The 24,858-nt window shown below is 69.7% G+C and carries 24 protein-coding genes, 1 tRNA gene and 5 pseudogenes; 11 read left to right on the top strand and 19 right to left on the bottom strand.

The window, feature by feature from the left end; translation table 11 throughout:
• Positions 1–41 precede the first annotated feature (41 nt).
• Positions 42–992 carry a metallophosphoesterase gene (locus tag MTP03_RS20790; RefSeq protein ID WP_248489784.1) on the top strand — a complete coding sequence of 317 codons (951 nt, stop codon included), beginning with the start codon at positions 42–44 and terminating at the stop codon, positions 990–992.
• A 58-nt stretch (positions 993–1,050) separates the two neighbouring features.
• A tRNA-Pro gene (locus MTP03_RS20785) sits at positions 1,051–1,124 on the top strand.
• A 284-nt stretch (positions 1,125–1,408) separates the two neighbouring features.
• On the opposite strand, the gene MTP03_RS20780 is transcribed toward MTP03_RS20785, so the two are convergent.
• The 8 genes and pseudogenes from MTP03_RS20780 to MTP03_RS20755 form a co-directional block, all read right to left on the bottom strand.
• Complete coding sequence (locus tag MTP03_RS20780; RefSeq protein WP_248489783.1) at positions 1,409–2,647, bottom strand: alpha/beta hydrolase; 1,239 nt, start codon at positions 2,645–2,647, stop codon at positions 1,409–1,411.
• Positions 2,644–2,889: a hypothetical protein gene (locus tag MTP03_RS20775; RefSeq protein ID WP_248489782.1), complete on the bottom strand. Its 246-nt coding sequence runs from the start codon at positions 2,887–2,889 to the stop codon at positions 2,644–2,646. Before MTP03_RS20775 ends, MTP03_RS20780 begins: the two co-directional genes overlap by 4 nt.
• Positions 2,886–3,583 (bottom strand): annotated as a pseudogene (locus MTP03_RS20770) (VOC family protein). The gene MTP03_RS20775 and the pseudogene MTP03_RS20770 overlap by 4 nt, the downstream one beginning before the upstream one ends.
• 29 nt (positions 3,584–3,612) lie before the next feature.
• The gene (locus MTP03_RS20765; RefSeq protein ID WP_248489781.1) at positions 3,613–4,383 is read right to left on the bottom strand and encodes a maleate cis-trans isomerase; all 771 of its coding nucleotides are present in this window, start codon (positions 4,381–4,383) and stop codon (positions 3,613–3,615) included.
• 163 nt (positions 4,384–4,546) lie between these two features.
• Positions 4,547–4,837, bottom strand: a complete 291-nt coding sequence (locus tag MTP03_RS24105; RefSeq protein ID WP_371821000.1) for a hypothetical protein — start codon at positions 4,835–4,837, stop codon at positions 4,547–4,549.
• Positions 4,753–5,154, bottom strand: a complete 402-nt coding sequence (locus tag MTP03_RS24100) for a TetR/AcrR family transcriptional regulator (protein WP_371820999.1) — start codon at positions 5,152–5,154, stop codon at positions 4,753–4,755. The genes MTP03_RS24105 and MTP03_RS24100 overlap by 85 nt, the downstream gene beginning before the upstream one ends.
• A gap of 742 nt (positions 5,155–5,896) precedes the next feature.
• Positions 5,897–6,610: pseudogene (locus tag MTP03_RS24095) on the bottom strand (FAD-dependent monooxygenase); the annotation flags it as partial.
• 244 nt (positions 6,611–6,854) lie between these two features.
• Positions 6,855–8,555: an AMP-binding protein gene (locus MTP03_RS20755; RefSeq protein WP_248489779.1), complete on the bottom strand. Its 1,701-nt coding sequence runs from the start codon at positions 8,553–8,555 to the stop codon at positions 6,855–6,857.
• Between the two features lie 498 nt (positions 8,556–9,053).
• Between MTP03_RS20755 and MTP03_RS20750 the strand changes: the two genes are divergently transcribed.
• Positions 9,054–9,557 (top strand): hypothetical protein, encoded by a 504-nt coding sequence (locus MTP03_RS20750; RefSeq protein ID WP_248489778.1) that lies wholly within the window; start codon positions 9,054–9,056, stop codon positions 9,555–9,557.
• Positions 9,558–9,643: 86 nt separating this feature from the next.
• Here MTP03_RS20750 and MTP03_RS20745 read toward each other — a convergent pair whose 3' ends face one another.
• The 8 genes and pseudogenes from MTP03_RS20745 to MTP03_RS20710 all read right to left on the bottom strand — a co-directional run bounded on the left by MTP03_RS20745 (position 9,644) and on the right by MTP03_RS20710 (position 14,905).
• Positions 9,644–10,273, bottom strand: a complete 630-nt coding sequence (locus tag MTP03_RS20745; RefSeq protein ID WP_248489777.1) for an MBL fold metallo-hydrolase — start codon at positions 10,271–10,273, stop codon at positions 9,644–9,646.
• A pseudogene (locus MTP03_RS20740) lies at positions 10,270–11,351 on the bottom strand (S-(hydroxymethyl)mycothiol dehydrogenase). Before MTP03_RS20740 ends, MTP03_RS20745 begins: the two are co-directional and overlap by 4 nt.
• 49 nt (positions 11,352–11,400) lie before the next feature.
• Positions 11,401–12,549 carry an NAD(P)/FAD-dependent oxidoreductase gene (locus tag MTP03_RS20735; protein WP_248489776.1) on the bottom strand — a complete coding sequence of 383 codons (1,149 nt, stop codon included), beginning with the start codon at positions 12,547–12,549 and terminating at the stop codon, positions 11,401–11,403.
• On the bottom strand, positions 12,546–12,869 hold the full coding sequence (locus MTP03_RS20730) for a 2Fe-2S iron-sulfur cluster-binding protein (RefSeq protein ID WP_248489775.1): 324 nt from the start codon (positions 12,867–12,869) through the stop codon (positions 12,546–12,548). Before MTP03_RS20730 ends, MTP03_RS20735 begins: the two co-directional genes overlap by 4 nt.
• A 64-nt stretch (positions 12,870–12,933) precedes the next feature.
• Complete coding sequence (locus tag MTP03_RS20725) at positions 12,934–13,407, bottom strand: cytochrome P450 (RefSeq protein ID WP_248489774.1); 474 nt, start codon at positions 13,405–13,407, stop codon at positions 12,934–12,936.
• Positions 13,323–13,979, bottom strand: a complete 657-nt coding sequence (locus tag MTP03_RS20720) for a cytochrome P450 (protein ID WP_248489773.1) — start codon at positions 13,977–13,979, stop codon at positions 13,323–13,325. Before MTP03_RS20720 ends, MTP03_RS20725 begins: the two co-directional genes overlap by 85 nt.
• Positions 13,976–14,128 carry a hypothetical protein gene (locus tag MTP03_RS20715; RefSeq protein WP_248489772.1) on the bottom strand — a complete coding sequence of 51 codons (153 nt, stop codon included), beginning with the start codon at positions 14,126–14,128 and terminating at the stop codon, positions 13,976–13,978. The genes MTP03_RS20720 and MTP03_RS20715 overlap by 4 nt, the downstream gene beginning before the upstream one ends.
• Positions 14,129–14,251: 123 nt before the next feature.
• Positions 14,252–14,905: a TetR/AcrR family transcriptional regulator gene (locus MTP03_RS20710; protein WP_248489771.1), complete on the bottom strand. Its 654-nt coding sequence runs from the start codon at positions 14,903–14,905 to the stop codon at positions 14,252–14,254.
• 172 nt (positions 14,906–15,077) lie between these two features.
• On the opposite strand from MTP03_RS20710, the pseudogene MTP03_RS24090 reads away from it, so the two are divergent.
• Both MTP03_RS24090 and MTP03_RS20705 read left to right on the top strand, forming a co-directional pair.
• Positions 15,078–15,317: pseudogene (locus MTP03_RS24090) on the top strand (MFS transporter); the annotation flags it as partial.
• Positions 15,263–16,375: an MFS transporter gene (locus tag MTP03_RS20705; RefSeq protein ID WP_248489770.1), complete on the top strand. Its 1,113-nt coding sequence runs from the start codon at positions 15,263–15,265 to the stop codon at positions 16,373–16,375. The pseudogene MTP03_RS24090 and the gene MTP03_RS20705, both read left to right, overlap by 55 nt.
• 20 nt (positions 16,376–16,395) lie before the next feature.
• Here MTP03_RS20705 and MTP03_RS20700 read toward each other — a convergent pair.
• Positions 16,396–16,791 (bottom strand): annotated as a pseudogene (locus tag MTP03_RS20700) (integrase core domain-containing protein); the annotation flags it as partial.
• A 97-nt stretch (positions 16,792–16,888) separates the two neighbouring features.
• Here MTP03_RS20700 and MTP03_RS20695 point away from each other — a divergent pair.
• From MTP03_RS20695 to MTP03_RS20685, 3 genes are all read left to right on the top strand, one after another.
• Positions 16,889–17,788 carry a hypothetical protein gene (locus tag MTP03_RS20695; protein WP_248489769.1) on the top strand — a complete coding sequence of 300 codons (900 nt, stop codon included), beginning with the start codon at positions 16,889–16,891 and terminating at the stop codon, positions 17,786–17,788.
• Positions 17,713–19,098: an MFS transporter gene (locus tag MTP03_RS20690; protein ID WP_248489768.1), complete on the top strand. Its 1,386-nt coding sequence runs from the start codon at positions 17,713–17,715 to the stop codon at positions 19,096–19,098. Before MTP03_RS20695 ends, MTP03_RS20690 begins: the two co-directional genes overlap by 76 nt.
• A gap of 184 nt (positions 19,099–19,282) precedes the next feature.
• Complete coding sequence (locus tag MTP03_RS20685) at positions 19,283–21,289, top strand: TerD family protein (protein WP_248489767.1); 2,007 nt, start codon at positions 19,283–19,285, stop codon at positions 21,287–21,289.
• 220 nt (positions 21,290–21,509) lie between these two features.
• Here the strand turns inward: MTP03_RS20685 and MTP03_RS20680 are convergent, their stop codons facing one another.
• Positions 21,510–22,118: a class I SAM-dependent methyltransferase gene (locus tag MTP03_RS20680; RefSeq protein WP_248489766.1), complete on the bottom strand. Its 609-nt coding sequence runs from the start codon at positions 22,116–22,118 to the stop codon at positions 21,510–21,512.
• 90 nt (positions 22,119–22,208) lie between these two features.
• On the opposite strand from MTP03_RS20680, the gene MTP03_RS20675 reads away from it, so the two are divergent.
• The 3 genes from MTP03_RS20675 (at position 22,209) to MTP03_RS20665 (ending at position 24,126) form a co-directional block, all read left to right on the top strand.
• Positions 22,209–23,000, top strand: coding sequence for an acyl-CoA thioesterase domain-containing protein (locus MTP03_RS20675; protein WP_248489765.1), 792 nt, complete (start codon positions 22,209–22,211; stop codon positions 22,998–23,000).
• The gene (locus MTP03_RS20670; RefSeq protein WP_248489764.1) at positions 22,997–23,785 is read left to right on the top strand and encodes a crotonase/enoyl-CoA hydratase family protein; all 789 of its coding nucleotides are present in this window, start codon (positions 22,997–22,999) and stop codon (positions 23,783–23,785) included. Before MTP03_RS20675 ends, MTP03_RS20670 begins: the two co-directional genes overlap by 4 nt.
• Before the next feature lie 110 nt (positions 23,786–23,895).
• Positions 23,896–24,126 (top strand): hypothetical protein, encoded by a 231-nt coding sequence (locus tag MTP03_RS20665; protein ID WP_248489763.1) that lies wholly within the window; start codon positions 23,896–23,898, stop codon positions 24,124–24,126.
• Between the two features lie 10 nt (positions 24,127–24,136).
• Here MTP03_RS20665 and MTP03_RS20660 read toward each other — a convergent pair whose 3' ends face one another.
• On the bottom strand, positions 24,137–24,856 hold the full coding sequence (locus MTP03_RS20660) for a PaaX family transcriptional regulator C-terminal domain-containing protein (protein WP_248489762.1): 720 nt from the start codon (positions 24,854–24,856) through the stop codon (positions 24,137–24,139).
• Positions 24,857–24,858: the final 2 nt, after the last annotated feature.

Here is a 24,858-nt window from a genome sequence, read left to right as displayed (position 1 = left end):
ACGCGGTGTGCGACGGGGCGGCAGCTGAGTATCCTGGGGGAATGGCAGTTCATCCTCTTCTCCGTGCCGGGGCCGGCCTGGTGGGCGCGGGTGCCGCGTCCATCGCGTACGCCACGGTGTACGAGCGCAACGCGTTCACGCTGCGCGAGCACACGCTGCCGATCCTGCCGCCGGGCTCGCCCACGCTGCGCCTGCTGCACATCTCGGACCTGCACATGACCCCGGGACAGCGGCTCAAGCAGGGCTGGGTGCGTGAGCTGGCCGCGCTGGAGCCCGATCTGGTGGTCAACACGGGCGACAACCTGTCGCACCCGCGGGCCGTGCCGGCGGTGGTGCAGACTCTGGGACCGCTGCTCGGCCGCCCCGGCCTGTTCGTGTTCGGCTCCAACGACTACTTCGGGCCCACGCCGAAGAACCCGGCGAAGTACTTCGACAAGGACCACGAGCGCAAGCACGGCGAGCCCCTGCCCTGGCAGGACCTGCGGGCCGCGTTCGCCGAGCGCGGCTGGCTCGACGCGACGCATCAGCGGCGCCGGCTCGAGGCCGGCGGCGTCACCATCCAGGTGGCGGGCGTGGACGATCCGCACATCGAGCGGGACCGGTACGAGACCATCGCGGGGCGTGCGGACGAGTCCGTGGACCTGCGGCTCGCGCTCACGCATTCGCCCGAGCCGCGCGTGCTCGACCGGTTCGCGTCCGACGGCTACGACCTCGCGCTCGCCGGCCACACGCACGGCGGGCAGCTGTGCCTGCCGGTGTACGGCGCGCTCATCACGAACTGCGGTCTGGACCGATCACGGGTGAAGGGGGCCTCCGCGTGGGGCGCGCACATGAAGCTGCACGTGAGTGCGGGCCTCGGCACGTCGCCGTGGGCGCCGTTCCGCACCTTCTGCCGGCCGGAGGCGTCGCTGCTCACCCTCGTCGGCGCGCCGGTGCGCGACCGCGAGGTCGAGATCGGCCCCGTCGTCGCTCCGGAGGCAGTACAGGCCTGACCTGCCGATTTCCTGCCCGACGGTGGCTGTAGTAACCTATTGCAGGTTGTTACAGTCACGGGGTGTGGCGCAGCTTGGTAGCGCGCTTCGTTCGGGACGAAGAGGTCGTGGGTTCGAATCCCGCCACCCCGACTCGTTGGTTGAGACGACAGCAGGGCCCCTGATCAGTGGAAACACTGGCCAGGGGCCTTACTTGTGGCCGGATCCGCGAGCGCGGGGCCCCACGTGTGGTCACGCGTCGTCCGGTATCCGTGGGGTGTGCCGCGATCCGAGTGCGCTCGGATCCTGTCCGCTCTGGACAAGCGCCGGGAGGGTCGGCGAGCTCGAGGACACGGCCGGCGCCGCGGTGTACCTGGCCTCCCGCGCGGATGACTACGTCGTCGGGTCCACCATCACCCTGGACGGCGGCGCCAGCCTCACTCGGTGAGGAGGCGCTCGGTGAGCCAGCGCTCGATCTCGTCGGCGGCGAGCGCGGCGGCGGTCGGCTCGCCCTCGGTGAGCGCCGCACCGAAGTGCTTGCCGCGAACCCGCACGTGCGTGACGTCGTCGGTCCCGAACGCCGCGACCATCGCGCGGGCGTCGTCGGGGAAGCACGCCTGATCGCCGGTGATCTCGATGAACAGGGCCGGCATGGTGACCGCCGGGGCGCAGCGGAGGAAACCGGCGTTGCTGCTCAGCGCCGACCAGGTCGACAGCCACGCATCGGGCGTGGTCAGCCGCCCGAAGCCGACGACGCCGTAGTCGGTGAGGTCGGGCCGGGAGCCGAACAGCGAGCCGTACGGCCGGTCGTTGGGGTCGATCGACGGGTCCATGCAGCGCAGGTCGGCGTCGGTGCGGTGCACCACGATGAACTCTGTGGCCAGTGCGTCGCGGCGGTCGGCCGGATCCTTGGACTCGGCGTACCGTTGCTGAGCCGCGCGGGACTGCGCGACCCGCTCGCGGGCGAGCGCGTCGATCCGTTCGATCCGGGCCCGCTGCGCTGCGCGGTACCGCTCCACGAACTCCGCGGAGTACGAGCTGGGCGCCGGGGCCGGCGCGTAGCCGTTGTCCGGGTTGAACGGATCCAACTCGGGCAGGATCGACCGCGGGTCGGTCTCGTCGGCGACCGACGGGTCGATCATCCGCAGTAGCAGCTCGCCCTGTCCGGGGTGCGGCGCCATGAACACCGCGAGGTCCGGCGCCGGCATCCGCGCCTCTGGCAGCTTTACCGGCTTGCCGCTCGGGGTGCGCGTGAGACGCTCTTCCGTGGGCAGCCCGGCCTGCTCGATGTAGAACGCCGCCAGCGCGCCGCCGCCGGAGTGGCCCACGGCGATCACGGTCTCGAAGCCCCGGTCGCGCAGGTACGCGTGCCCCGCGGCCATGTCCAACAGAGCCTGCTCGTGCAGCAGCGTGAGGTCGTTGCCCTGGGTCCGGCTGCCCTGCGTCCACACTGCCACCCCGCGACGCAGGAACTCGGGAACGAGCACGTGGTGCGTGAAGTCCTGCCGCGGATGCATCAGGAACGCCACGGCGGTCGCGCCCGGGACCGTCCGGAGCAGGCCCGACACCTTGGCCCCGTCGACGGTGTCGAGCTCGACCGGGGTGGTCTCGGTGCCGTCCGGCACCTCCTCGGCGTCCAGGTACCGTCCGGCGCCGACGCGCTCGGCGGTGGTCATCGGTCGACCACCCGGAGTGCGTCCTTGTCGTGCTGCGCGACGCGGGAGTGCTCCAGGCCTGCGAGGGCGCTGTACCAGACGGCGTGCCGGCAGCCCGTGGCCCGCCGGTCGATCGCGATCTCGTCGGGCTGGGTGATCCGAAAGTACGGTCCCACCTTCTCGATCTCGTTGCCGGGGTCGGCCCCGGCCACCTTGATGACGCCCTCGTTCTCGGGGACGTCCAGGACGTACATGCGGCTCATCGGACCTCGACCTCCTCGTCGGCGTTCCACGCTGCGTCGCCGGCGTCGGTGAGGCCGGCGAGCTCACGCTGCCGCTCCTCCCACGTCTCGGCCTTCTCCACGATCAGCTCGGCCTTGCGCATCAGCAGGGCATCCATCGAGGGTGCGCCGCCGGAGACCACGTCGCACAGCGCCTCCAGGGTGAGCGCGGCGTCGAGGTCCTCCTGCGGCGTCACGGGCCGCAGGGCCGGGTGATCTCGACCATGTAGCCGTTGGGATCGTGGGTGTAGATCGACTCGATGGTCTCGTGCATCACCTGCATCTCGCACGGCCAGTCCGAGTCGTCCAGGCGGCGGCGGTACTCGAGCAGATCCTCTTCGCTGTCCACGTGGATCGCCAGGTGGCGCGAGTTCTTGAAGAATTCGGGAGTGCCCTGGGGCAGCCGCGCCCAGGAGTCGCCGGGCGCGGTCTGATCCCCGAACGGCTCGAGGCCGAAGTAGTAGAAGAACGCCATCCGGTCGCCGTTACCGATGTCGAAGAAGAAGTGTATGAAGTCGGGGTGGTTCTCGGGTCCCCAGCCGGCGGCGCAGATCGAGTGGACGATGGGGAACTTGAGCACGCCGTTGTAGAAGTTCACGGTGCCGACGGGGTCGAAGGTCGGGAAGGCGGCGTGGTCGACGCCCTGGACGCGGTGCTCGGAAGTCCTGGCGGACATGTCTTTCTCCTTATCCGGTAGCGGGTGAGTCAGGCTCCGGCGGTGGCCGGTGCGGCGGCATCGGTGCGGAGCAGCGAACCGGCGCCGGGGATGTCGACGGTGGCGCCCACCGACCGCAGGATCCGGTAGGCGCCTGCGGTGGCGGCGGTGATCACCGGGATGCCGAATTCGTCCTCGGCGGCCTGGACCAGGTCGAGTGACGGCATCTGCACGCATGCGGACAGCACGAGCGCGTCGACGCCGGTCAGGTCCAGACTGCGCGCGGCCTCCATGACGCGATCGCCAGGGATGCAGCCCACCTCGGCGTTGTCCGCCACCTCCAGGGCGCGCCAGTCGGTCACCGTCACGCCCTCGTGCTCGAGGTACGCCATCACCTGCTCGGCGAGTGGGCGCAGGTAGGGAGTGACGACGGCGATCCGGGTGGCGCCTATGTCGTTCAGGGCGTCCACGAGGGCGCCGGCGCTGGAGAGCACGCGGGCGTCGCTGCCGCCCTCGGAGAGCTGCTCGGCGATCTTCGCCTCCACGCCGTGATGTTCGCCGAGGCCGGTGGACATGATCGCGACGAGGCAGGCGTAGAGCATCGCGTCGACACCGGCGTCGCCGAGCTCGATGACGCAGCGCTCGCGCTGGGTGTTCATGGCGCGCAGCTGCTCCGGCGACACCTTCTGCATGCGCATCCGGCTCGAGTGGAACGTGAAGGTCTCCTGCGGGTGCCGGCCGAGGATCTGGGGCATCTCCGTCTCGACGGTGACGTTCGAGCTGGGGACGATCAGTCCGATCCGAATGGGCTTGACGCTCATGGTGCTCCTTGCGTGGGCTCGCTGTACCCCTCCAGTATTCGACACTACCGTCCAATTGTCAACAGTCATGTTCAAAACATGACGCCGACGCCGACCGCAGAACGGCACTCGCCCGGCCGTCCTGCGGCCGGGCGAGCGGGATGTTCAGTTGTGGTGCGCGATCTCAGATCAGCGGTTCGAGCCGGTCGAGCCGGTCCCGGATCCCCTGCAGCAGGGCGGCGGGACCGCCGCCACCGTCGCCGTCACCGGAGTCGGGGACGCACAGCATGCGACGGGCGAGGGCCGTGACGGTGCTTACGATCGACTTGACCTCGACGGCGTCGGCGGGCCGCGCCCACCAGGCCACCCAATTGCACATGCCGAGCAGGCTCAGGGCGGCGGTGCGGGCGTCGACGGGCACGAACTCCCCCTGCTTGACGCCCTCCTCGATGATGGCGATGGTCTCGCGCAGCACCGGCGCTTGGCGCGGGCGTGCTCGGCGCCGGCCTCCTCCGGCAGCATCATTTCGGAGCGATCGAGTATCCGGAACTGGCTCGGGTGCTCCGCGCGCTGCTGCACGAGCTGCTCGGTGAGCAGCGTGATCTTCTCCGTCGGCGCGAGGTCGGAGCGCTTGCGCAGTTCCTCGATCACGTCGGCGAGGTCCCGTGAAACCCGCTCCACCAGCATCACGAGGAGGTCTTCCTTGCTGCTGAGGTAGTGGTAGAGCGCGGGCCGGGACACGCCGACCGCGTCCGCGATGTCCTGCAGGCTGGTCGCGTCGTAGCCCTTCACCGCGAACAGACCGGTCGCAGCGTCCAGCACGTCGCTCACGATCAGGTCCTGCGGCGCGACCCGCGGCCCGTTCTCTCCACTGTCGACATGTCGACGACCCTATCCCCCGGCGGGCTCGGCCGCCGGGAAGCTCATGCCGTGAGCACGACGGCGTCGGCCCGCCCCACGGCGACCGCCGCCGCGGCCTCCGGCCGCAGGGCCTCCGGGATCTCGAGCACCACCGTCTTGCCCGCCCAACGGATCCGCTCGGCAAGGTCGATGCGCGCACCCACCGCCGCGTGGTCTGACGGTCCGCCGACCACCACCACGGGGGCCTCCCTGCGGCCGCGGCCACGACGAAGTCGTCGTGCCCCGTCTCCCACGCGGCGGCGCCGCTCCATTCCACGCGGGTAGCATCCGGGAGCTGTTCCGCCGTCACGATCTTCGACGGTGCGCGGAGCGCCTCGGTCTCGAGCGGAAGGCCCAGGACCCAGTCGTCGACGGCGTCCCAGTCCCCCGCCGGCTCGCCGCCCAGGGCGCGCAGCGCGACGGTGGCCGCTTCGGGGAACTCGGCAGCGTAGTGGCCGATCCCCAGGTTGCCGGCGCGGGTCATGTACGACAGCGCGGTGGCCTCCGGCGCCGTGCCGGCGCGCTCGCGGAAGCTGGTCCACCAGTTCTGCGAGCGGGCGGCGAGATGCTTGAACCGCTGTACCGAGGGGCGACGCGCGGCCTCGTAGGCTGCGAAGGCCGCGCCCGTATCCTCGTGCGCGGCGAGTGCGGCAGCGAGGGCGATGGCGTCCTCGATCGCCAGCTTGGTGCCGGATCCGATGGTGTAGTGCGCGGTGTGCGCGGCGTCGCCGATCAGCACCACATTGCCGGTGGACCAGCGGTCCAGTGTCACGGTGGGGAACTGCGCCCAGCGGGTGCGATTGGCCAGCAGCTCGCCGCCGTTCAGCTCGCGGGCGAACACCCGCTCGAGGTGTTTCAGGCTCGCGGTGTCCGACTCTCCCGCGGGCGTCGCGGCGGCGTTGGCCGCGAGCCCCGCCGCCTCCCAGGTGATGTCGTCGGCCTCGATCAGGAAGGTGCTGCGGTCGTCGGCGTAGGGGTACGCGTGCACCACGAACAGCTCGTCGCCGTCGCCGCGCCAGGTGAAGTTGGCGTTGTCGACGGCGAAATCGGTTCCGCACCACATGAAGTGGAGGCGACCGTAGTCGACGTGCACCCCGAGTTCGTCCGCCACCGCGTCTCGGACGGCGCTGCGGGCCCCGTCGGCGGCGACGACGACGTCGGCCGAGACGTCGTCGAGGCCCGCTTTCACGCCGCTACGGATCTCGACGCCCACCTCGAGCGCCGCCTTGGTGAGCACCTCCAGCAGCACCGCGCGGCCGATGGCGAGGTTTCGTGCGCCGTGCAGGCCTACGTCACCGGCGTCGGTGCGCAGCACCAGCGAGTGGCCGCCGTGACTGACCTCGCGCATCCGGTCCGCGGTCTGCGGGTCCACCTTCGCGAGATTGCTCATCGTGGCCTCGGTGAGGCCGACGCCGAAACCGAACGTCTCGGTGCTGCTGTCCGTGCGCTCGTACACGGTGACCTGAGCGTTCGGGTCGGCGAGCTTGATCAGCCGGCCTGCGGCGAGGCCGGCGGGCCCGCCACCGATGATCGCGACGGTCCGGCCGGGGAGGGGCTGGTTGGTCATTCCTGTTCCTTTCGGCTGTCGGGGCTTATCGCGCGGCGGTGGGGAGGTCCGCGGCGAGCCGCTCCGCGATGCGTTCGCGGAGGTCCTTCTTCGACACCTTGCCGACGTTGGACAGCGGGAACTCGGTCACCACCTCGACCCGCTCGGGCAGCTTGTACTTCGCGAGACCCTGCCCCAGGAGGAACTCGCCGAGCGTCGCGACGGTCGGCGCCTCGGCCCCGTCGTCCACGATGAGGTAGGCGCACGCGCGTTCGCCGAGGACGGGGTCGGGCATCGCGACCAGCGCGGCGCTGACGACGTCGGGGTGGCGCAGCATGACCTCCTCGACCTCCTCGGCGTGGATCTTCTCGACGCCGCGGTTGATCACGTCCTTGATCCGGCCCTCGATCGAGTAGACCGTGACGCCGCCGATCTCGTGGGCGCGGGCGAGGTCGCCCGTACGGTAGTAGCCGTCCGCGCTGAACCCGTCGCGGTTGTGCTGCTCCGCGCGATAGTAGCCGCGGATCGTGTACGGACCGCGGGCGCAGAACTCGCCGATCTCGCCGGGCGCCACCGGATCGTCGCTGCCGATCTCGGCGATCCGCACTTCGTCGCCGGGCGAGACGGGGGCGCCCACGCTGTGGTGCCGCACGCTCTCGCCGGCCCCGGTCGGGGTCACGAAGAACATCCCCTCGGCCATGCCGAACATCTGGCGGACGGCGATGCCCAGCTCATCCCGCAGTCGCTCGGAGACCTCCTCCGGCAGCGCCTGACCGCCGACCACGAAATCCTCGATGGAGGTCAGATCGGTGGAGGCGCTACGCGGATCCTCGAGCAGCCGCACGGCGACGGCGGGCGGCACCAGCGGCAGCGAGGTGGGGCGCTCGGCGGCGATGAGGTCGAGGATGTCGGAGGTCTTCGCGGAGGGGGCGAGGACCAGCTGCGCGCCCGCCAGGATCGTGGGCTGCACGGCCAGGCCGATGCCCGCGTTGTGCATCACGGGCAGCGGGTAGAGCACCTTGGTGGCGCCGTCGTAGCTCATCGCCTCCGCCCACGCGCGGGAGTTGTAGACGTACTCCTCGTGCTGCCGGGCGGCCACCTTGGGCAGGCCGGTGGTCCCTCCGGAGAGCTGGAAGACCGCGATCTGCGCAGGATCCACGGCGGGCGGCGCGGGTGCGGCGGCGCCGATCTCCGACAGGCGCTCCAGGGTGGGGGTGTCCCCGATCGCGTCGCCGCGGGTCACCACGACCACCGGCAGTGTTCCGGAGGCGTGCAGCGCGCGGGCGACGGCGAGGGCTTCGCCGGCGCCGTGGTCCGCCTGCACGATCGTCGCGCGGGCGCCCACGTGCTGGGCGAGCAGGCCGATCTCGCGCTCGCCGTGCTGCGGGAGGGTGCACACCGGGCGCAGTCCCGCGATCAGGGCGCCCAGGTAGGCCACGACGGTCTCGGCCACATTCCCCATCTGGAACATGACCGGCTCGCCCGGCTCCAGCTCGGTGCCTGCGAGCAGGCCGGCGCCGAACGCCCGCGCCCGGACGAGCAGCTCACCGTGAGTCCACCGGACCTCCGGCGTGATGAGGTAAGGGCGGTCGGCGAACCGGGCGAGCGCGTCGGTCAGCTCGTCGGGCAGCGACCTGCCGCGCCACAGGCCGTCCGCCCGGTACCGGGCGACGACGTCGTCGGGATAGGAGACCAACCCGGCCTCGTGCGCCGAGCGGGTGGAGGACTGCACATCGTTCTCTGACATATTCGTCAATTTATCAACATGCCTGTTGACACACAAGGGGTCGGCGGGGTTTCTTGACATTGCCGACGAAAGTTCACCATCGGCGTAATCTCACTCGCGAACGCCGGCCGGCCACCGTCCGCGTCGACCAGTCAAGGAGCACCACATCATGACGACCACCTCCGCAGTCTTCTCCACCACCATCGACGCCGCAGGCGTTCCGCTCGCGGCACGCGTCGCCGAGTCCCCGGGCGAGCCGCGAGCCCTGATCGTCGCGATTCACGGCGGAACGTACGATTCCGAGTACTTCCACGCAGGCGCGGACTCGCTGCTGGCCCTCGCCCCGAGCCTCGGGTACACGATCGTCGCGATCGACCGGCCGGGCTACGGCGGCAGCGCGGCGGTCCCCGCTGAACTGTTCGGCTTCGACGCGCAGTCCACCGTCCTCGCGGCGGCGGTGGACGCACTGCGGACTCGGTACGGCCGGCCCCGGTCCTCGTCGGTCATTCGATCGGCGGCATGCTCGCGCTGCTCACGGCCACGAAGACCGCGACGCCACCCGCCGGCGTCGAGGTCAGCGGCCTCGGCGAGCTCTGGCAGCCGGGAATCCGAGAGATGTGGGGCGGCCTGCGCGGTGACGCCCCGGCGATCGAGCTGCCGGCCGAGGCCCACGCCGGTGTCATGCTCGGGCCCGACGGTTCGTTCACGCCGGCCCACGTGGCCCGCGACGGCGAACTGCTGCGCCCGATGCCGATGCCCGAGCTCTACGACGTGGTCGACTGGGCTGATCGACTGCCCGACGTGGGGGCTGCGGTCGCCGCGCCGGTTCGGGTGACCTTCGGCGAGTACGACAAGATCTGGCGCTCCGACAGTGAGGCGCGGGCGGCGCTCGCCCGGCACTTCACGGCCGGACCCGTCGACGTGCGCCTGATGCGCGGCGTCGGCCACTCCATCGAGCTGCACACGCGTGCCCGCGAGTACGCGCTGTCCCAGTTGTCCTTCGTCGAGCAGGTGACTGCCTGACGGCCGGTACTCGTCCCGGGAGAGGCACGCCTGCGTCGCCGGCCGCGAGTCCGACCGGCGACGACGACGGAGTGCGGCCCCGGCCACTAGTAGCCTCGGGCGATCCATTCGCCGAGGTGCGGCGCCTCGGCGCCGATCGTGGTGCAGGCACCGTGGCCCGGCCGGACCACGGTGTCGGGCGGCAGCGGTAGTAGTCGGCTCCTGATGGAATCGATGATCGTCGGGAAATCGGAGAGCGACCTGCCCGTGGCCCCTGGGCCGCCGGAGAACAGCGTGTCTCCCGAGAACAGGGAATCGAGCTGTGGTGCGTGCAGGCACACGGAGCCGGGACTGTGCCCCGCAGTGTGGATCACCCGGACTTCGACGCCGGCGACGACGATCCGCTCACCGTCGGTCAGCGGAGCGTACTTCTCGCCCGGGTGGCTCGAGTCCCACAGCGGTCGGTCCGCGGGGTGCAGCCGGATCGGTGCGCCGTAGTGAGCGGCGAGCTCCGGCGCAACGGTGATGTGGTCGTTGTGTGCGTGCGTGCACACGATGGCGATCACGTCGCGATCACCGACCGCCTCGACGATCGGTCCCGCCTCGTGGGAGGCGTCGACGATGAGCACCTCCCGATCGTCGCCGATCAGCCAGATGTTGTTACTGACTTCCCATGTACCCCCGTCGAGGGCGAACACACCGCTGGTTTCGACGAGCTCGATACCGGCGCCGGTCACAGCTCGACCACGGACCGGAGCACCGAGCCCCGGTGCAGTCGTTCGAACGATTCCTCGACGTCGCCGAGCCCGACACGTTCGGTCACGAACCGCTCGAGCGGCAACCGGCCCTGCCGGTACAGGTCCACCAGCATGGGGAAGTCGCGGTCGGGAAGGCAATCGCCGTACCAGCTCGACTTCAGCGCGCCGCCGCGGCTGAAGAAATCGACCAGGGGCATCTCCAGCGTCATGGCCGGCGTCGGCACCCCGACGAGGACGACGGTTCCGGCGAGGTCGCGGGCGTAGAACGCCTGCTTCCAGGTCTCCGGTCGGCCGACGGCGTCGATCACGACGTCGGCACCGAAGCCGCCGGTCGCCTGCCGGATCGCCTCGACGGCGTCCTCCCGCGATGCGTCGACCGTGTGCGTCGCGCCCAGCGCCGTCGCCGCGGCTAGCTTGTCCGCCTCGAGGTCCACGGCGATGATCTTGGTCGCGCCGGTCAACCGGGCGCCCATGATCGCGGCGTCACCGACGCCGCCGCACCCGATCACGGCGACCGAGTCGCCGCGTCCGACGCCGCCGGTGTTGACGGCCGCACCGAGTCCGGCCATCACGCCGCAGCCGAGCAGGCCGACCACGGCGGGATCGGCTTCGTCGACGATGGTGCACTGCCCCTCGTGGACCAGGGTCTTATCCGCGAAGGCGCCGATCCCCAGCGCCGGCGTCAGTTCCGTGCCGTCCTCCAGCGTCATCTTCTGCGTGGCGTTGTGGGTGTCGAAGCAGTACTGCGGGCGCCCGCGCCTGCAGGCCCGGCACTGCCCGCACACGGCTCGCCAGTTGAGGATGACGAAGTCGCCCGGCTGGACCGTGGAGACGCCCTCGCCGACCGATTCGACGGTGCCCGCGGCCTCATGGCCCAGCAGGAACGGGAACTCGTCGGTGATGCCGCCCTCCCGGTAGGTGAGGTCGGTGTGGCAGACCCCGCATGCGGCGATGTCCACCACGACCTCGCCGGGACCGGGGAGGGGATGACGATCGTGGTGAGCTCGACGGGGGCTCCGGGAGCGCGGGCGATCACGCCGCGGACGTGCTGTGACATTGTCTCGGTTCTCTCCTTCGGATTCGCGCGGCGCCGCTGCGGCGCCGCCTCAGAGTTGCTTTCGGGCGGCGACGTGCGCAGTGGGGTCGTTGATCGACTCCACCGCGACGAGCCGCCCCTCGCGGTAGCAGCTCGTCGAGAACGAGCCCGTCGACGGGTCGCCGACGATCCTCGCCTCGTCGTGCCCCGTGCCGTCCCCGGCGATCTGCAGTTTGAGGTCGTGCTGGTCGCTCCAGAACCACGGAAGGGCCTGGTACGGGGTGGGATCGCCGGTCACGGTGCGGGCGACGGCCCGCGCCTGGTCGGTGGCGTTCTGCACGGATTCGCGCCGTCGGGTGCTTCCGTCCGCGGTGGTGAACCGGGCGCAGTCGCCGATCGCGAAGACGGCCGGATCGCAGGTCCGGAGATGGGTGTCGACCAGGACCCCGTCGTCCACGGCGAGGCCGGCGTCGGCCGCCAGGTCGACGTTGGGCACCGCGCCGACGCCCACGACCACGAGGTCGGCGCGCACCTCGTCGTCGCCGAGGTCGATGCGGACCGAGGGGCCGTCGGCGGCGAAGCCCCGCACGCGCGCCCCGGTTCGGATCTCGGTCCCCCAGGAGCGCTGCGCGCGTGCGACGTGCGCGGAGGTGGGTTCCGACAGTGAGCGCTGCAGGAGCCGGTCGGCCGACTCCAGGACGACCGTGTCGATCCCCTTCGACGCGGCGACGGCGGCGAGTTCGAGGCCGATGAATCCGCCGCCCACGATCGCCAGCCTCGTCGCGCCGGCCAGGCGGGGCGCGAGGGCGTCGACGTCGGCGAGCGTGCGCAGCGTTGCGACCGCCTCGAGGTCGAGGCCCGGTATGTCGAGCCGGCGCGGCCGGGCACCGGTCGCCAGGATGAGGGTGTCGTACGGGACCCGTTCGCCGGAGTCCAGGTGGACGCTCCGTCCGGCGCGGTCGATGCCGGTCGCGGCGACGCCGGTCCGGAGCGTGATGTCGTGTCGGGTGTAGAAGCTCTCGGGCCGGAACGCCAGGCGACGTTGCTCGACCTTCCCGAGCAGGTACCCCTTGGACAGCGGTGGCCGCTGATAGGGCATGGAGTCCTCGTCGCCGAGGAGCGTCACGGAGCCGGTGTATCCGCGGTCCCGAAGGGCGGCCGCGGCCGCGAATCCAGCGTGTCCGGCCCCGACGATGACAGCGTGAGGGCCGGTGCTCACCACTGGTCCTCCGGGAGCTCGACGACCAGGCCGTCGACGGCGGGACCGCCGACGAGCTGGCACGAGAGCCGGCTCGTGGGCCGACGCGGGGCCACGGTGCCCTCGAGCATGTCGTCCTCGAGCGGGGTCATCGGGGGGACCCGGTTCGCGCAGCCCTCGGTGAGATAGATGTGGCAGGTCGCGCAGGTCGCGTTGCCACCGCACTCGGCGAGGATCTCGTCGATGCCCGCGTCGATGGCGGCCTCCATGAGCGAGACGCCATCGGGGACGGTGACGTCCGATCGCGAGCCGCCGGGATGGACGAATGTCACTTGTGCCATGGGAGTAGCCCTTTCGGGGGAGGGGAGGGAGGGACGGACGGAGGTGGGTCGGCGCGGGGCCGGGCTACGCGGGGATGGGCGTGAACTCGACGGGGAGGTCGACGATCTCGAGGAGTTTTCCGCCCTGGAGGGTCGAGTAGGTGACTTCGCCGGCCAGCCGCAGATCCGGAAGCCGCTCGAAGAGGCGTTCGATCATCACCTTCAGCTCGTGCCGCGCCAGGTGGCGGCCCAGGCACAGGTGCGGGCCGAACCCGAAGGCCAGGTGCGGATTCGGCTTGCGGTCCAGCTTGAACTCCTCGGGGTCGTCGAACCGTCGCGGATCGTGGTTCGCCGAGGCGTAGTTGAGGAACAGGCGGGTCGATTCGGGAACCTCGACTCCGGCGATGGCGGTGTCGGCCGTCGCGGTCCGCGCGAAGATGTGCAGCGGCGTCGTGACGCGGAGGCTCTCCTCGATCAGGGCGGAGAGCCGGGGCCCGCCGTGGTCGACGACCTCCCGCAGCCCGGGGACGCTGAGGACGTGGTGGATGAGATTGCCCATCGAGGCAGCGGTGGAGTGGTGACCTCCGATGAGGAGTGTGGTGACGACGCCGATGATCTCGTCGTCGTCGAGGTGCCGGTCCCGATCCTGCCGATCGCCAGGTCCGTGAGGAAGTCGTCCCGCGGTTCGGCGCGCCGCCGAGCGATCTGATCGTTGACGAAGGCGTCGAAACTGTTCTTGTTGTCCGCGAAGTCAGGTGTACCGATCGACTGGAACGTCTTGATCGCCTCCTCGCGGAGGGTGCCGCAGTCCGCCACGTCGAGTCCGGCGACCATGCCGACCACGTGCGCGGGGACCGGTTCGGCGAGCTCCTTTGCGAGGTTCGCGGAACCGTTGGCGGCGAACGCGTCGATGTGCCGGTCGACGATCGCCACGATGTCGTCGTGCAGAGCCCGCACGGCGGGCGGGCTCACCGGTGTCTGCATCAGGGCCCGCCAGAAGTGGTGCTCGTCGCCGTCGTAGTCGATCGGCGCCATCCGCGGCAGGCCGCTGGGCGGGATGAACGCCCCGTCGGCCGAGCTGAAGACGTCCGCGCGATTCGCGGTCTCCTTGACGTCGTCGTATCGCGTCACGTGGAGATGACCCCGTAGCGGGAGTTGTGCGCGACCGGGCAGGCGTCGCGCATCTCGGCGTACGACGACCACACTTCATCGCGGGTCAGAGTCTGGTCGAGGTGGTCGTACGTCACCTCGGTGGCTGTACGGGGGTGGGGAACGTCCATCGGATCCTCCGGCGGTTCGGCATTTACTGAACGGTCCAGTAAAGAGATTTACCCCACACAGGATGCGCGTATGTGACGCAGATGTCAATAGTTCGACACCGACTTAACTGGCCGGAGGCGGACTCACTCTCCCGTGATCCCCCGCAGGGCCGCGCGCGCCACTCGCCGATCCCATTCGTCGTCCATGGGCGTGCCGGCCAGGTAGTCGGCGTAGAACGCGCCGATCATCATCGAGGTCGCGAGCTCGAGGTCGGCTCCGGCGGTGAGTGTTCCATCGCGGACGGCCGCCGAGAGCACCTGAACGAACGTGGCGCGCCGCGGCCTGAGGGTGCTGTCGCGCACCACGTCGAGGAAGCCGGCGTCCCTGCCGTCGGCGGCAAGGCATGTGCCGACGATGCTCATCCCGCCGACCGACGCGTACTGACGACGCATGGCGGCGAGCAGGCGCGCCAGGTCGCGTTCGAGATCGCCCGACACCGGCGGAACGTCGCCGAGTTGCAGATGCTCGAGGGCGGCGCCGATGAGCCGGTTCTTGGTGCGGTAGCGCGCGTAGACGGTGACCTTCGATACCCCCGCGTCGGATGCGACACGCTCCATCGATGTGCCGGCCACCCCGTGGGCGGCGAGGGCCTTGACCGTCGCGTCGAGGATGGCTTCGTCGATCGCCGGATCGCGCGGGCGACCACGCGGTGCGGTGCCCCGCTGCGACTCATCGGACACGAGGACTCCTTCCGCGGTACGTGATGCGAACGTTAGCAAGCTCTTGCAGGAGCTCATACCGAGGCTGTCAACACTCTCGTTGAAACTTCGTCATCACTGTTGACGGTGATGTGGATCACGGTTTAGTCTTTCGGTGCGCTCGGCCCCACCGGCGATTCACCGGACCGTCCCCGAGCGTCGAGCGTTCTGCTCATGTACGGCCAGTTCTTCGAAGCAATCCGAGGGAGCCATGTCTCAATCCATCGCCGACCCCACCGGCGCGAACAGTTCACTCAATACGCGAAAACCGACAATCGCCGCTGCGATCGGGACGTTCGTCGAGTACTACGACTTCGTCGTGTACGCCTTCTTCGCGCCCACCCTGGCGGCGCTGTTCTTTCCGGCGGCCGATCCCGTCGTCTCGCTCTTGTTGACGTGGAGCGCGTACGCGACCAGTTACATCGTCAGGCCGGTCGGTGCACTCGTGTTCGGCCCGATCGGCGATCGTATCGGGCGGCAGAAGGTGCTCGCGGCGGTGATACTGCTCTCATCGGGGCGACCACCGCGATCGGTCTCCTGCCGACGCAGGCGCAGATCGGGGTCGCTGCACCGATCGTTCTCATCCTTGCGCGCCTGTTGCAGGGGATCGCTGTCGGAGGCGAGTTCGGCGGCGCGGCGACGTATGTTGCCGAGTACGCCCCCAAGGGGCGGCGAGGTTACGACCTCAGTTGGCTCGGCGTCGCCGTCGGCGGGGGCCTGCTGGCCGGATCTTTCGGCGCCCTCCTCGTGACCAACACCGCGAGTCCCGAGGTTGTCAATGGCTGGCTGTGGCGGATTCCGTTCCTGCTGGCGCTGCCCCTCGGGTTGGTCGGTGTCTACGTGCGTACGCAACTCACCGAGACGCCGGAGTTCCTAGCGGCTGCGGCGGCGAGTGAGGGCTCGGCGCGTCGAGCGCGGAACGCCTCCCAACAGATGGGCAGGGACATGCCCAGAGTTCTGTACGCCGCCGGTGTGCTCTCGGCGATGACCGCGGCGACGTACATCTTCCTGATCTTTCTCCCGTCGTACTTGTCCACGGCGATGGATTTCGCGAAGAGCGATGCCACCGTGATCAACACGACCGCGGTGGTGACCTTCTGCGTGGCGCTCCCGTTCTTCGGAAAACTGTCCGATCGGATCGGTGCACCTAGGCTGATCCTCATTTCAACGGTCCTGCTTCTGCTGCTCTCCTATCCAGCGATGAATGTACTCGATAGCGGAAATGTGTCTGCTGGAATCATTGCCATGGTCGTCATGGGAATCGTCTCCGCGATGGGCTTCGCATCGGGTCTGGCGGCGATTCCGGAATTGTTCAGCGTCCACAGCCGGTACACGAGTCTCGGGCTGGGATGGAATATCGCCGCCGTCGTGTTCGGCGGAACCGGACCGCTGATCATCACCGAAATGACGTCACTCACGGGATCGATTCTGACGCCGGCGTACTTCGTCATGGCCGGTGCCGTGTGCACCCTGGTTGCCCTGCAGTTCCGCAACCGGCTGGCCGGCTGACGCCGGCTGACCGTATCGCACTACGGCGGCACGGTGGCCGATCCACGACTTGGGTCGGCCACCAGGCGTTGGCAGTCTGAACCGCCCCGGTGTGTCCGGAGACTGACTCGATCAGTCACCGGCACCTGATGGTTGGGTGTCCTCGCAGCGTAGTACGCGGCCTCCAACTCCGCGGGTGGGATGTCACCGCAGTACTCGTAGGGCCGGCGGTGGTTGAACCAGTCGACCCATTCGGCGGTGCCGTATTCGACCTGTTCGACGCTCTTCCACGGTTTGCGGGGTTTGATCAGCTCGGTCTTGTAGAGCCCGTTGATCGTCTCAGCGAGCGCATCGTGATACGAATCACCCACGCTGCCAATCGAACTCGTAGTGCCCGCGCCGGCCAGTCCCTCGGCGAACCGGACGGAGGTGTATTGATCAGGTTCAACCGCAGGTGCTCGGCTCCGGACTGCAGCGGTTGCGGAATATACCCCCTATGGGTATCAATGACGTGTCGAACCGAAGGAGCACGTCATGGACCACAGCGCACCCACCGCCGCACCGTTCCCGCAGGGGCTGCAGACCGCGGAGCGGGGTTACCGCATCACCCCGTCGCTCACGATCCTCGACGCCGGCCGCACCCGCGTCGAGTTCGCGATCCTCGGCCCCGACGGCGCGCCCGTCACCGATTTCGACGAGCAGCACGACAAGCGGCTGCACTTCATCGCCGTGCAGCGCGACACCAGCGGCTTCCAGCACGTGCATCCCGTCATGGATCCCGTCGGCACGTGGTCGGTCGAGCTGGATCTCACGCCGGGCGTGTGGCGCTTCTTCGCCGACGTCGTCCCGTCCGCGCTCGGCTCCGGCATCGTGCTCGGCGCCGACGTCGCCGTTCCCGGCGAGTACCGCCCCGTCGACTTGCTCGCGCCGCGCGCGGTCTCGCAGGTCGACGACTACGTCGTCACGCTCGACGGCGCGCTCGTCCCCGGTCAGGGCGCCGAGTTGCGCGCGACCGTCACGCGCGGCGGCGTGCCGGTCACCGACCTCGAGCCCTACCTCGCCGCGTACGGCCACCTCGTCGCGCTGCGCGCAGGCGATCTCGCCTTCCTGCACGTCCACCCCGAAGGGGACCCGTCGGACCCTGCGACCCCGCGGGCCCCGACATCCGGTTCCACGCTGTGGCCCCGTCGGCGGGCACGTACCGGTTGTTCCTCGACTTCCAGCACGGGGGCACGGTCCGCACCGCCGACTTCACCTTCATGGCCGACGGTGCGCCGCAGCCCGATTCGCACACCGGTCACCACGCCGCTCACGCGCACCACCACTGACCAGTTCGTATCTTCCGCAAGGAGTCCGACGTGGGACCGTTCGCGCACCGCGACTTCCGGCTGCTGTTCAGCGCGCAGATCGTCGCGCTGCTCGGCACGGGCCTGACCACCGTCGCGCTCGGCCTGCTCGCCTACAAGGTCGCGGGCTCCTCGGCCGCCGTCGTGCTCGGCACCGCGCTGACGATCAAGATGGTGCTGTACGTCGTCATCGCGCCGCTGGCCGCGGCCTATGTCGACCGGCTTCCGCGGCGGGCGTTCCTGGTGGCCCTCGACGTCGTGCGGGCGGGCATCGTCCTCGCCCTGCCCTTCGTCACCGAGGTCTGGCAGATCTACGTGCTCATCGGCACGCTGCAGGCCGCGTCGGCGGCGTTCACGCCCACGTTCCAGGCCGTGATCCCGGACATCATCACCGACGAGCGCGAGTACACCACGGCACTGTCCGCGTCCCAAGTCGCGTACACGATGGAGAGCCTCGTCAGCCCGGTGGTCGCGGCGGTGGCGCTCCTCGTCATCGAGTTCGACGTCCTGTTCGTCGGCACCGCAGTCGGTTTCGTAGCCTCCGCTCTCCTCGTTCTCCGGGCGACGGTGCCCGACGCGCGCACGGCACCGTCGGGTGGCCCCGCCGACCGGATACTCTCCGGCGTCCGCCTCTTCGCCCGCACCCCGAGCCTGCGGGGCGTCTTCGCAGTGAACTTCGCGGTGGCCGCCGCGGGCTCGATCGTAGTGGTCAACACCGTGAACTACGTTCGCGATCGACTGGGTGGCAATGAATCCCAGGTCGCGTGGATGCTGGCCGCATCCGGCGGCGGCACCCTGCTCGTGGCGCTGGCGGTCCCGCGACTGTTGGACCGATTCCCCGCACGGGTCGTGATGCTCACGGGCGCAGCGGTGCTCACCGCCGCAGCCGTCGGCGCCGTCGCGATGGCCGCCGCCGCCACCCCGTCGTGGGCGCTGACCGCGGCGGTGTGGTTCGCCAGCGGCGCCGGATCGGCCATGGCGATCACCCCCACCGGAACGGTGCTGCGCGCCGCTGCGGCACCGAGCGACGTGGCCGCCGTCTTCGCCGCCCAGTTCTCGCTTTCGCACCTGGCTTGGTTGGTCGCCTACCCGATCGGGGGTTGGGGTGCCGATCGTTTCGGTCTCGTGCCCGCGTGGGCGGTGCTCGCCGGAATCGCGGCTGCCGGAGCGGTTCTCGCGCCAGCCCTGTGGCGCCGTGTGCCCGCGAAGTCGGTGCTGGAGTCGACGGTGCCGGCGGCCTCGGACAGCGCGCCGGCGGCGACGGCACCGTCGGGTACGGCGGACGGAACGGCCGAGCGCGTCCCCGCCCTGGTGCCCGGCAGCACAGCCTGGAGCCACACCGCCGCCGCAGGCGGCACCCTCACCGAATGCCAGTGCACCTGCGGTCATGCGGCCTGACGTTCGTGTCCGAACGTGACGTGCTGCCGTTCATGGCTTATCTGTTGCTTGCGTCTGCGTCGCGGGTGCACTTCGTACAGACGAGTGGGCGAGATCGCCCAGCGGAGAGAGGGTGTGTCGTTCGATCAGTGCAATTTGGTGAGGACTCGCTGACGGCGCGACGAGGCAGGACTACATTGGCGCAATGGTGAGCTCTGTGATGTTGTCCAAAGGTGAAAACATCGCGGTGGAAGCCGCTCTCGGTGGTGCCGCGATGCGTCTCGCCATCGCGATCACGGCTGATCTGCCAGCGCATTCGACGAATATCGTGTCCGACACGAGTGTTCTGATCCTTGGTGAGAACGGTAGAGTCCGGTCGAGTCGCGATCTCGTCTTCTACAACCAGCCCGTCGGCGCTGACGGGGCCGTCCGACTGAAGGTCGAAAGTACGGGAGAAGAGTCGCCCGGAGGCGAGTCGACGGTCGAAGTGGATCTCGCTCGCCTCCCCGACGAGGTGGATCGGATCGTTATCGCCGCGAGTATTGACCTGGAGGAATCCGGCGACGTCACCTTCGGTGCAGCGGAAGCGGTTCGCATGCGGGTGAACGGCGTATCCCCGAATTCTTCCGGCGACAGGTTCGTCATCAGCGAACTCACCGACCTGACCGATGAACGGGCGGTGATCTTCGGAGAGATCTATCGGCGGGAATCCGAGTGGAAGATCCGAGCGGTCGGCCAGGGATACCGCGATGGGCTCCGGCCCCTGGTGATCGAGTACGGCGTCGAGGTGGACGATCCGGCAGAGGTGGTCACCGAGCGCACACCGGACTCGAGTGAACCCGTGACCGCGCAGTCCGCCGGCGACAGTGCGGTGCTGAAGGGTCCCGATACGGCATCGAAGGTCGCGCTGAGTAGGCGGAGGAAGCCCGTGGCGAAGCTGCCCGGGGACTGGAAGGACCGAGTGTGCCCGGGGCTGCCTGCCGATCCGAATGCGGCCCGGCGGCCGGCCCGCCTGTTTCCAACGGTGGGAATGAAGAGCAGTGCGGAACAGGAAGGTCGCTCCACATCGGTGCTGCTGTCCGTCATGGCGACGGTGCCGGAATTCGGCAAGCGGATCGTCGCGCGGCTCGGTGCCCCGCGGGGCAGGGTGGAGACCTTCACCGAGGTTGCGTTCACTCTGGGCGGCAAAGATCTTCGCCCGGACGGCCTGATTCGAGTGACCCGTGGAGCGAAGACCTGGGTGGGTCTCGTCGAGGTGAAGACCGCGAAGGGCGTGCTGAGCCCGGAACAGGTCGAAGGGTACATCCAAGTCGCTCGTTCGAAAGGGTTCGACGCAGTTGTCACTATTACCTGCGACCTCGTCGCAGAAGCGGGCGAGTTGCCGATCCGACTACCTGCGCGACCGCCGAAATCGGTGTCGGTCAGGCATCTGTCGTGGGAGGAGATCCTCACCGAAGCGGCGCTCTCGGTTGCGAACGACGGCCTGGAACGTACCCATCGCCGAATCATGGAGCAGTTTCTCCAGTACGGGTCTGAGCATCAATCGGGCATGTGGCATTTCGGAGATATGGGCCGTCATTGGGTGAAGGTCCGGAACGGGATCTCGGACGGAACCCTGTCGTCGTCGGATCCCGCGACCGCAGACATCTGCTCGCGCTTTGATCGGTTGTTGTGCCACGTGGCCCTGCAACTGACCGCGTTGACGGGGCAGTCGGTCACGGCGTCCAGCCCGGGTGATCCCGCGGATGTCGTGAGTCGGGCCAAGCAACTCGCGGACTCCGGTGAGCTCTTCGGAACACTCAAGGTCGTGGGTGCAACAGGCCCGATCGTGGTCAACGCGAACCTGGTTCGCCTGCGCATCGCATGCTCGCAAACTGTCGATGCGCCCAGAGCGGGAAGGGTCGGCACCAAGGTGAATTGGCTTGTGCGGCAGCTCGACGGCGCACCACCACGCCTGAAGCTGACCGCCCATCACCTCGGGAGCCGAACCGAAACGACCTCGGCGTTACTGGATTCGGTGCGCGACGACGCGGATGTGCTGTCGCCGCCGGACGGGCGAGACATCCGAGAGTTCACGGTCACCGGCGAGGCGTCGATGGGATCGAAGCGGGCGGCAACGGAGAACGGCTTCGTGTCGAGCCTGGTGAACCTGGTCAACCAGTTCCACGTCGACGTCACCGAAGTGCTGAAGACGCCGCGAGACGAACGCTAACCGCCGATGGACACCCTGCCGAGAACTGATCAACCGCGTCGACCAGCGCTCGATTGGAGGGTTTGTCCACCACGGACACAATCGAATGGGTAACGGCAGTGGACAACCGCACGCTGCTACGCGCGATGCCGTAGGTCTCACCAGGCCGCGACTAACCCCGCGAGAAGGACGGCGAACGCACCGATCTCGGCAACGATCAGCGCTCCAGCAGCGTCGATCGTCATGCGTGGGCGCGACCCAGGACCAGCGGGGAAGTGGGGAACGGCACCCACGCGGGCGCCAGCATCCGATCCTCGACGGTCGTGACGGCGAAGCCGGCGCCGCTGATCAGCCCGACGGCGTCGCGGTGCGCGTGACAGCCCCCGAACAGCCGCGGCCAGACGGTGGCGTCGGCGACCTTCTGCAGACCCTCCAACATGCCGCCCCGCGCGGCGACGTGCTCGAGGAAGCGGAGGTCACCGTCGGGCCGGAGAAGCCCGCGGACCTGCCGGATCGCGCCCTCGGGGTCGGGCAGCGAGCACAGCACCAGGCTGAACACCACGGCGTCGAAGGGGTCGTCGGCGATGTACTCACCGAGCCGCTCGGGGCGCACCTCGACGCGCGCGTCTGCCACCGCCGACGCCTCGGCGCGCAGGGCGTCCTCCGGTTCCAGCGCGACGACCGAGGTCACCTCCGGCGGATAGAGCGCGAAGTTGGTGCCGGTGCCCGCACCCACCTCAAGCACGCGGCCCGACAGGCCGGCCAGGTTGCGCCGGCGCAGCTCGGTGAGCAGCGGCGGCTCGTTGCGCACCAGCCGCGGCCACATCTTCACGAACAGCGAATCGCCCATGCTCCATCAGTACCCCATGCCCGCCGCCGCGGTGGCGTTCCGGCGGATGCGGGTGCGCGACGCCCCGCGCGGCCTGGTAAACCCAATGCAATGACCACCCTGGAAGTACCCGCGCAGTTCGCCCGCAGCGGCGGCGGTTTCGAATCGCTGCCCGCCGCGGAGGGACGCTGGGCGCCCGGCACCCTGTCGGGGCCGGCGATCGCGGGCCTGCTCGCGCAGGTGCTCGACACCGAGTTCGGCGAGGGTCTCGTCGGAACCCGCTGGCACTGCGACATGTTCCGCATGGTCGCGTCCGGCCACCTCGACGTGCGCACGCGCCTCGTCCGCTCCGGCCGCCGCATCCGCGTCGCCGAGGCGGAGATCATCCAGAACGAGCGGACCGTCGTCCGCGCGGCCGTCACGTTCTATCACCGGGCCCCGCAGCCCGACGGTGCCGTCTGGTCCGATCCGCACGTCCCAGCGCCGCCGCCGTCCGGCGCCCCGCGCCTCGCGATGGCCGGGGGCGGCGGCGACTACGTGTCGTCGGACACCCCGGAGTTGTGGGCCACCGCCGAGCGCAAGCGGGTGTGGACCCGCGGCTGGCGGGTCCTCGACGGCGAGGAGACCACCCCCTTCGCCCGCGCCGCGATGGTCTCCGACTGCACGAACCTGGTGACCGGCATGGGCACCGGCGGGGTCGAGACCATCAACGGCGACGTCTCCATGGCGATCGCCCGCCCGCCCCGCGGCGACGAGATCGGCCTGGAGGCCGACCAATTCGTCATCGTCGACGGCATCAGCATCTCCTCGGCCAGCATGTTCGACCGCGAGGGCAGGTTCGGCGTCTGCACCGTCACCGGGGTCGCCACCGGCGCCGCCGTCCACGGGCCCACGTCGTCATGAGCGTCCTCGTCAGCGGGCAGGGACCGGTCACCGTCGTCGAGATCGACCGGCCCGCCGTGCGTAACGCCGTCGACCGCGCCACCGCCCAGGCCCTCGCCGAGGCGTTCCGTGCCTTCGACGCCGACCCGGACGCCGCCGTCGCCGTGCTCCACGGCCGGGGCGGAACCTTCTGCGCCGGAGCCGATCTCAAGGCCGTCGCCGCCGGCACCCCGAACCGCGTGGAGCCCGACGGCGATGCGCCGATGGGCATCTCGCGCATGCGGCTGAGCAAGCCCGTGATCGCCGCGATCGAGGGACACGCCGTGGCCGGCGGCCTCGAGCTCGCGATCTGGGCGGACCTGCGCGTCGCCGCCACCGACGCGGTCCTCGGCGTCTTCTGTCGCCGCTGGGGTGTGCCGCTCATCGACGGCGGCACGGTCCGGCTGCCCCGCCTCATCGGGGCGAGCCGTGCGATGGACCTGATCCTCACCGGGCGGCCCGTCGATGCCGCGGAGGCCGAGCGGATCGGCCTGGTCAACCGCCTCGTCGAACCCGGAACGGCGCTGGACGCCGCCGTGGAACTGGGCCTCCAGCTCGCCGGATTCCCGCAGACCTGCCTGCGCAACGACCGGCTCTCGATGCTCGACGCGGAGACCGAACCCGAGGACGAGGCGCTCGGCATCGAGTACCGGTACGGGCTCGCCTCCCTAGCGGACGGTGCCGTCGCCGGCGCCACCCGGTTCTCCGACGGTGCCGGGCGGCACGGAGCTTTTCAGGACGAACGACCGGTTTGCGATGACGACTGATCGTCGGGTAACGGACACGCAACGGTCACCTGCAATTCGTCACACCGGCCACAGCTGCCACCTACTGTGCAGGTGAACGCCCCGCCCGGGGTGTGCAGAGAGGGACAATCATGGGGCTCGCCAGTGTTCGCAACGAACTCGACGATCTCACCGCCCAGCTCACGATCATCGCCGCGTCGCTCGGCCGCACCGGCGACGACCTCCAGATCGACGCGCGTAGCCTGCACGAGACCGGCTCGTGCGACGCCGTGAACTCCATCGCCCGTCGCCTCGACGACCAGGGGCTGCAGCTCCGGCGCCTGCAGGCGCGCATCACCCGCCTCACCGAGTCGCTGGCCTGATCGGCGTCGGTCAGCCCCGGCCGATCCGCATGTCGGCCAACCACGCGCGGAAATCCGCGTAGGCCTGCGTGAGCGCTGCCGACGGCCAGTCCTTCGGCCGCAGCTCGTCGGGGAGCAGCGGGTCCTGATAGAGGTGCCGGACCAGCGCGACCATCGTCAGGAACCGCGCGCGCCCGTCTTCTCCCGCGTCCCGCACGGCGTCCAGCAGTACGTGGCCCCGACGGGACCATGCGGGCAGGTCCCACAGGGTTTCCGCGAGTTCGACGGGGTCGTGGTCCGGTCGGGCGGCGAAGCGCGTGGTCACCTCCCGCACCGACGCCGGGAGGGCCCGGTCGAGGTTCGCGGGGCGCATCCACACGCCCTCACGGAGCTCCGCGAGCCGGAGCCGTGTCATCTCGGTGCGGAGGTCGGCCCGATCGCCCGCGCTGCGCCCACTGGTCGTGACGATCGCGGTCTCCCACGTCCCGTCCCAGGGCAGCATTGTGGGGGAGTCCGTGCGCGCCTGGCGCCGTGCGAGACGATCCGACAGCGCGTAGAGCCCTCCGTCGCGCACCAGGTCGCCGGCGGACACCATGCGCGACATCGCCGCCCGCGTCGTGGATTCGGAGACCCCGAACAGTCGCATCGCCGCGACGATCTCGCGCCCCTCCAGCTCCGGCGGGTGCGCGCCCAGCAACAGGCTCAGCACGGCGGAGCGCGCCGAGACCGTCGTGGCGAGGGGCGTGGACATCG

The sequence above is a fragment of the Tsukamurella sp. PLM1 genome, from assembly GCF_023168325.1.
GTDB lineage: Bacteria > Actinomycetota > Actinomycetes > Mycobacteriales > Mycobacteriaceae > Tsukamurella.
Note: the sequence above shows the minus strand (reverse complement) of the source record. Positions and strands in the feature narration are given on the sequence as shown.

What these genes read in the sequence shown, in the direction of transcription:
- MTP03_RS20790 (WP_248489784.1), top strand. Translation starts at nt 42, where the DNA reads ATGGCAGTTCATCCTCTTCTCCGTGCCGGGGCCGGCCTGGTGGGCGCG.
- MTP03_RS20780 (WP_248489783.1), bottom strand. Translation starts at nt 2,647, where the DNA reads ATGACCACCGCCGAGCGCGTCGGCGCCGGACGGTACCTGGACGCCGAG.
- MTP03_RS20775 (WP_248489782.1), bottom strand. Translation starts at nt 2,889, where the DNA reads ATGAGCCGCATGTACGTCCTGGACGTCCCCGAGAACGAGGGCGTCATC.
- MTP03_RS20765 (WP_248489781.1), bottom strand. Translation starts at nt 4,383, where the DNA reads ATGAGCGTCAAGCCCATTCGGATCGGACTGATCGTCCCCAGCTCGAAC.
- MTP03_RS20755 (WP_248489779.1), bottom strand. Translation starts at nt 8,555, where the DNA reads ATGTCAGAGAACGATGTGCAGTCCTCCACCCGCTCGGCGCACGAGGCC.
- MTP03_RS20750 (WP_248489778.1), top strand. Translation starts at nt 9,054, where the DNA reads ATGCTCGCGCTGCTCACGGCCACGAAGACCGCGACGCCACCCGCCGGC.
- MTP03_RS20730 (WP_248489775.1), bottom strand. Translation starts at nt 12,869, where the DNA reads ATGGCACAAGTGACATTCGTCCATCCCGGCGGCTCGCGATCGGACGTC.
- MTP03_RS20725 (WP_248489774.1), bottom strand. Translation starts at nt 13,407, where the DNA reads ATGGGCAATCTCATCCACCACGTCCTCAGCGTCCCCGGGCTGCGGGAG.
- MTP03_RS20715 (WP_248489772.1), bottom strand. Translation starts at nt 14,128, where the DNA reads ATGGACGTTCCCCACCCCCGTACAGCCACCGAGGTGACGTACGACCAC.
- MTP03_RS20710 (WP_248489771.1), bottom strand. Translation starts at nt 14,905, where the DNA reads ATGAGCTCCTGCAAGAGCTTGCTAACGTTCGCATCACGTACCGCGGAA.
- MTP03_RS20695 (WP_248489769.1), top strand. Translation starts at nt 16,889, where the DNA reads ATGGACCACAGCGCACCCACCGCCGCACCGTTCCCGCAGGGGCTGCAG.
- MTP03_RS20685 (WP_248489767.1), top strand. Translation starts at nt 19,283, where the DNA reads ATGGTGAGCTCTGTGATGTTGTCCAAAGGTGAAAACATCGCGGTGGAA.
- MTP03_RS20680 (WP_248489766.1), bottom strand. Translation starts at nt 22,118, where the DNA reads ATGGGCGATTCGCTGTTCGTGAAGATGTGGCCGCGGCTGGTGCGCAAC.
- MTP03_RS20675 (WP_248489765.1), top strand. Translation starts at nt 22,209, where the DNA reads ATGACCACCCTGGAAGTACCCGCGCAGTTCGCCCGCAGCGGCGGCGGT.
- MTP03_RS20670 (WP_248489764.1), top strand. Translation starts at nt 22,997, where the DNA reads ATGAGCGTCCTCGTCAGCGGGCAGGGACCGGTCACCGTCGTCGAGATC.
- MTP03_RS20665 (WP_248489763.1), top strand. Translation starts at nt 23,896, where the DNA reads ATGGGGCTCGCCAGTGTTCGCAACGAACTCGACGATCTCACCGCCCAG.
- MTP03_RS20660 (WP_248489762.1), bottom strand. Translation starts at nt 24,856, where the DNA reads ATGTCCACGCCCCTCGCCACGACGGTCTCGGCGCGCTCCGCCGTGCTG.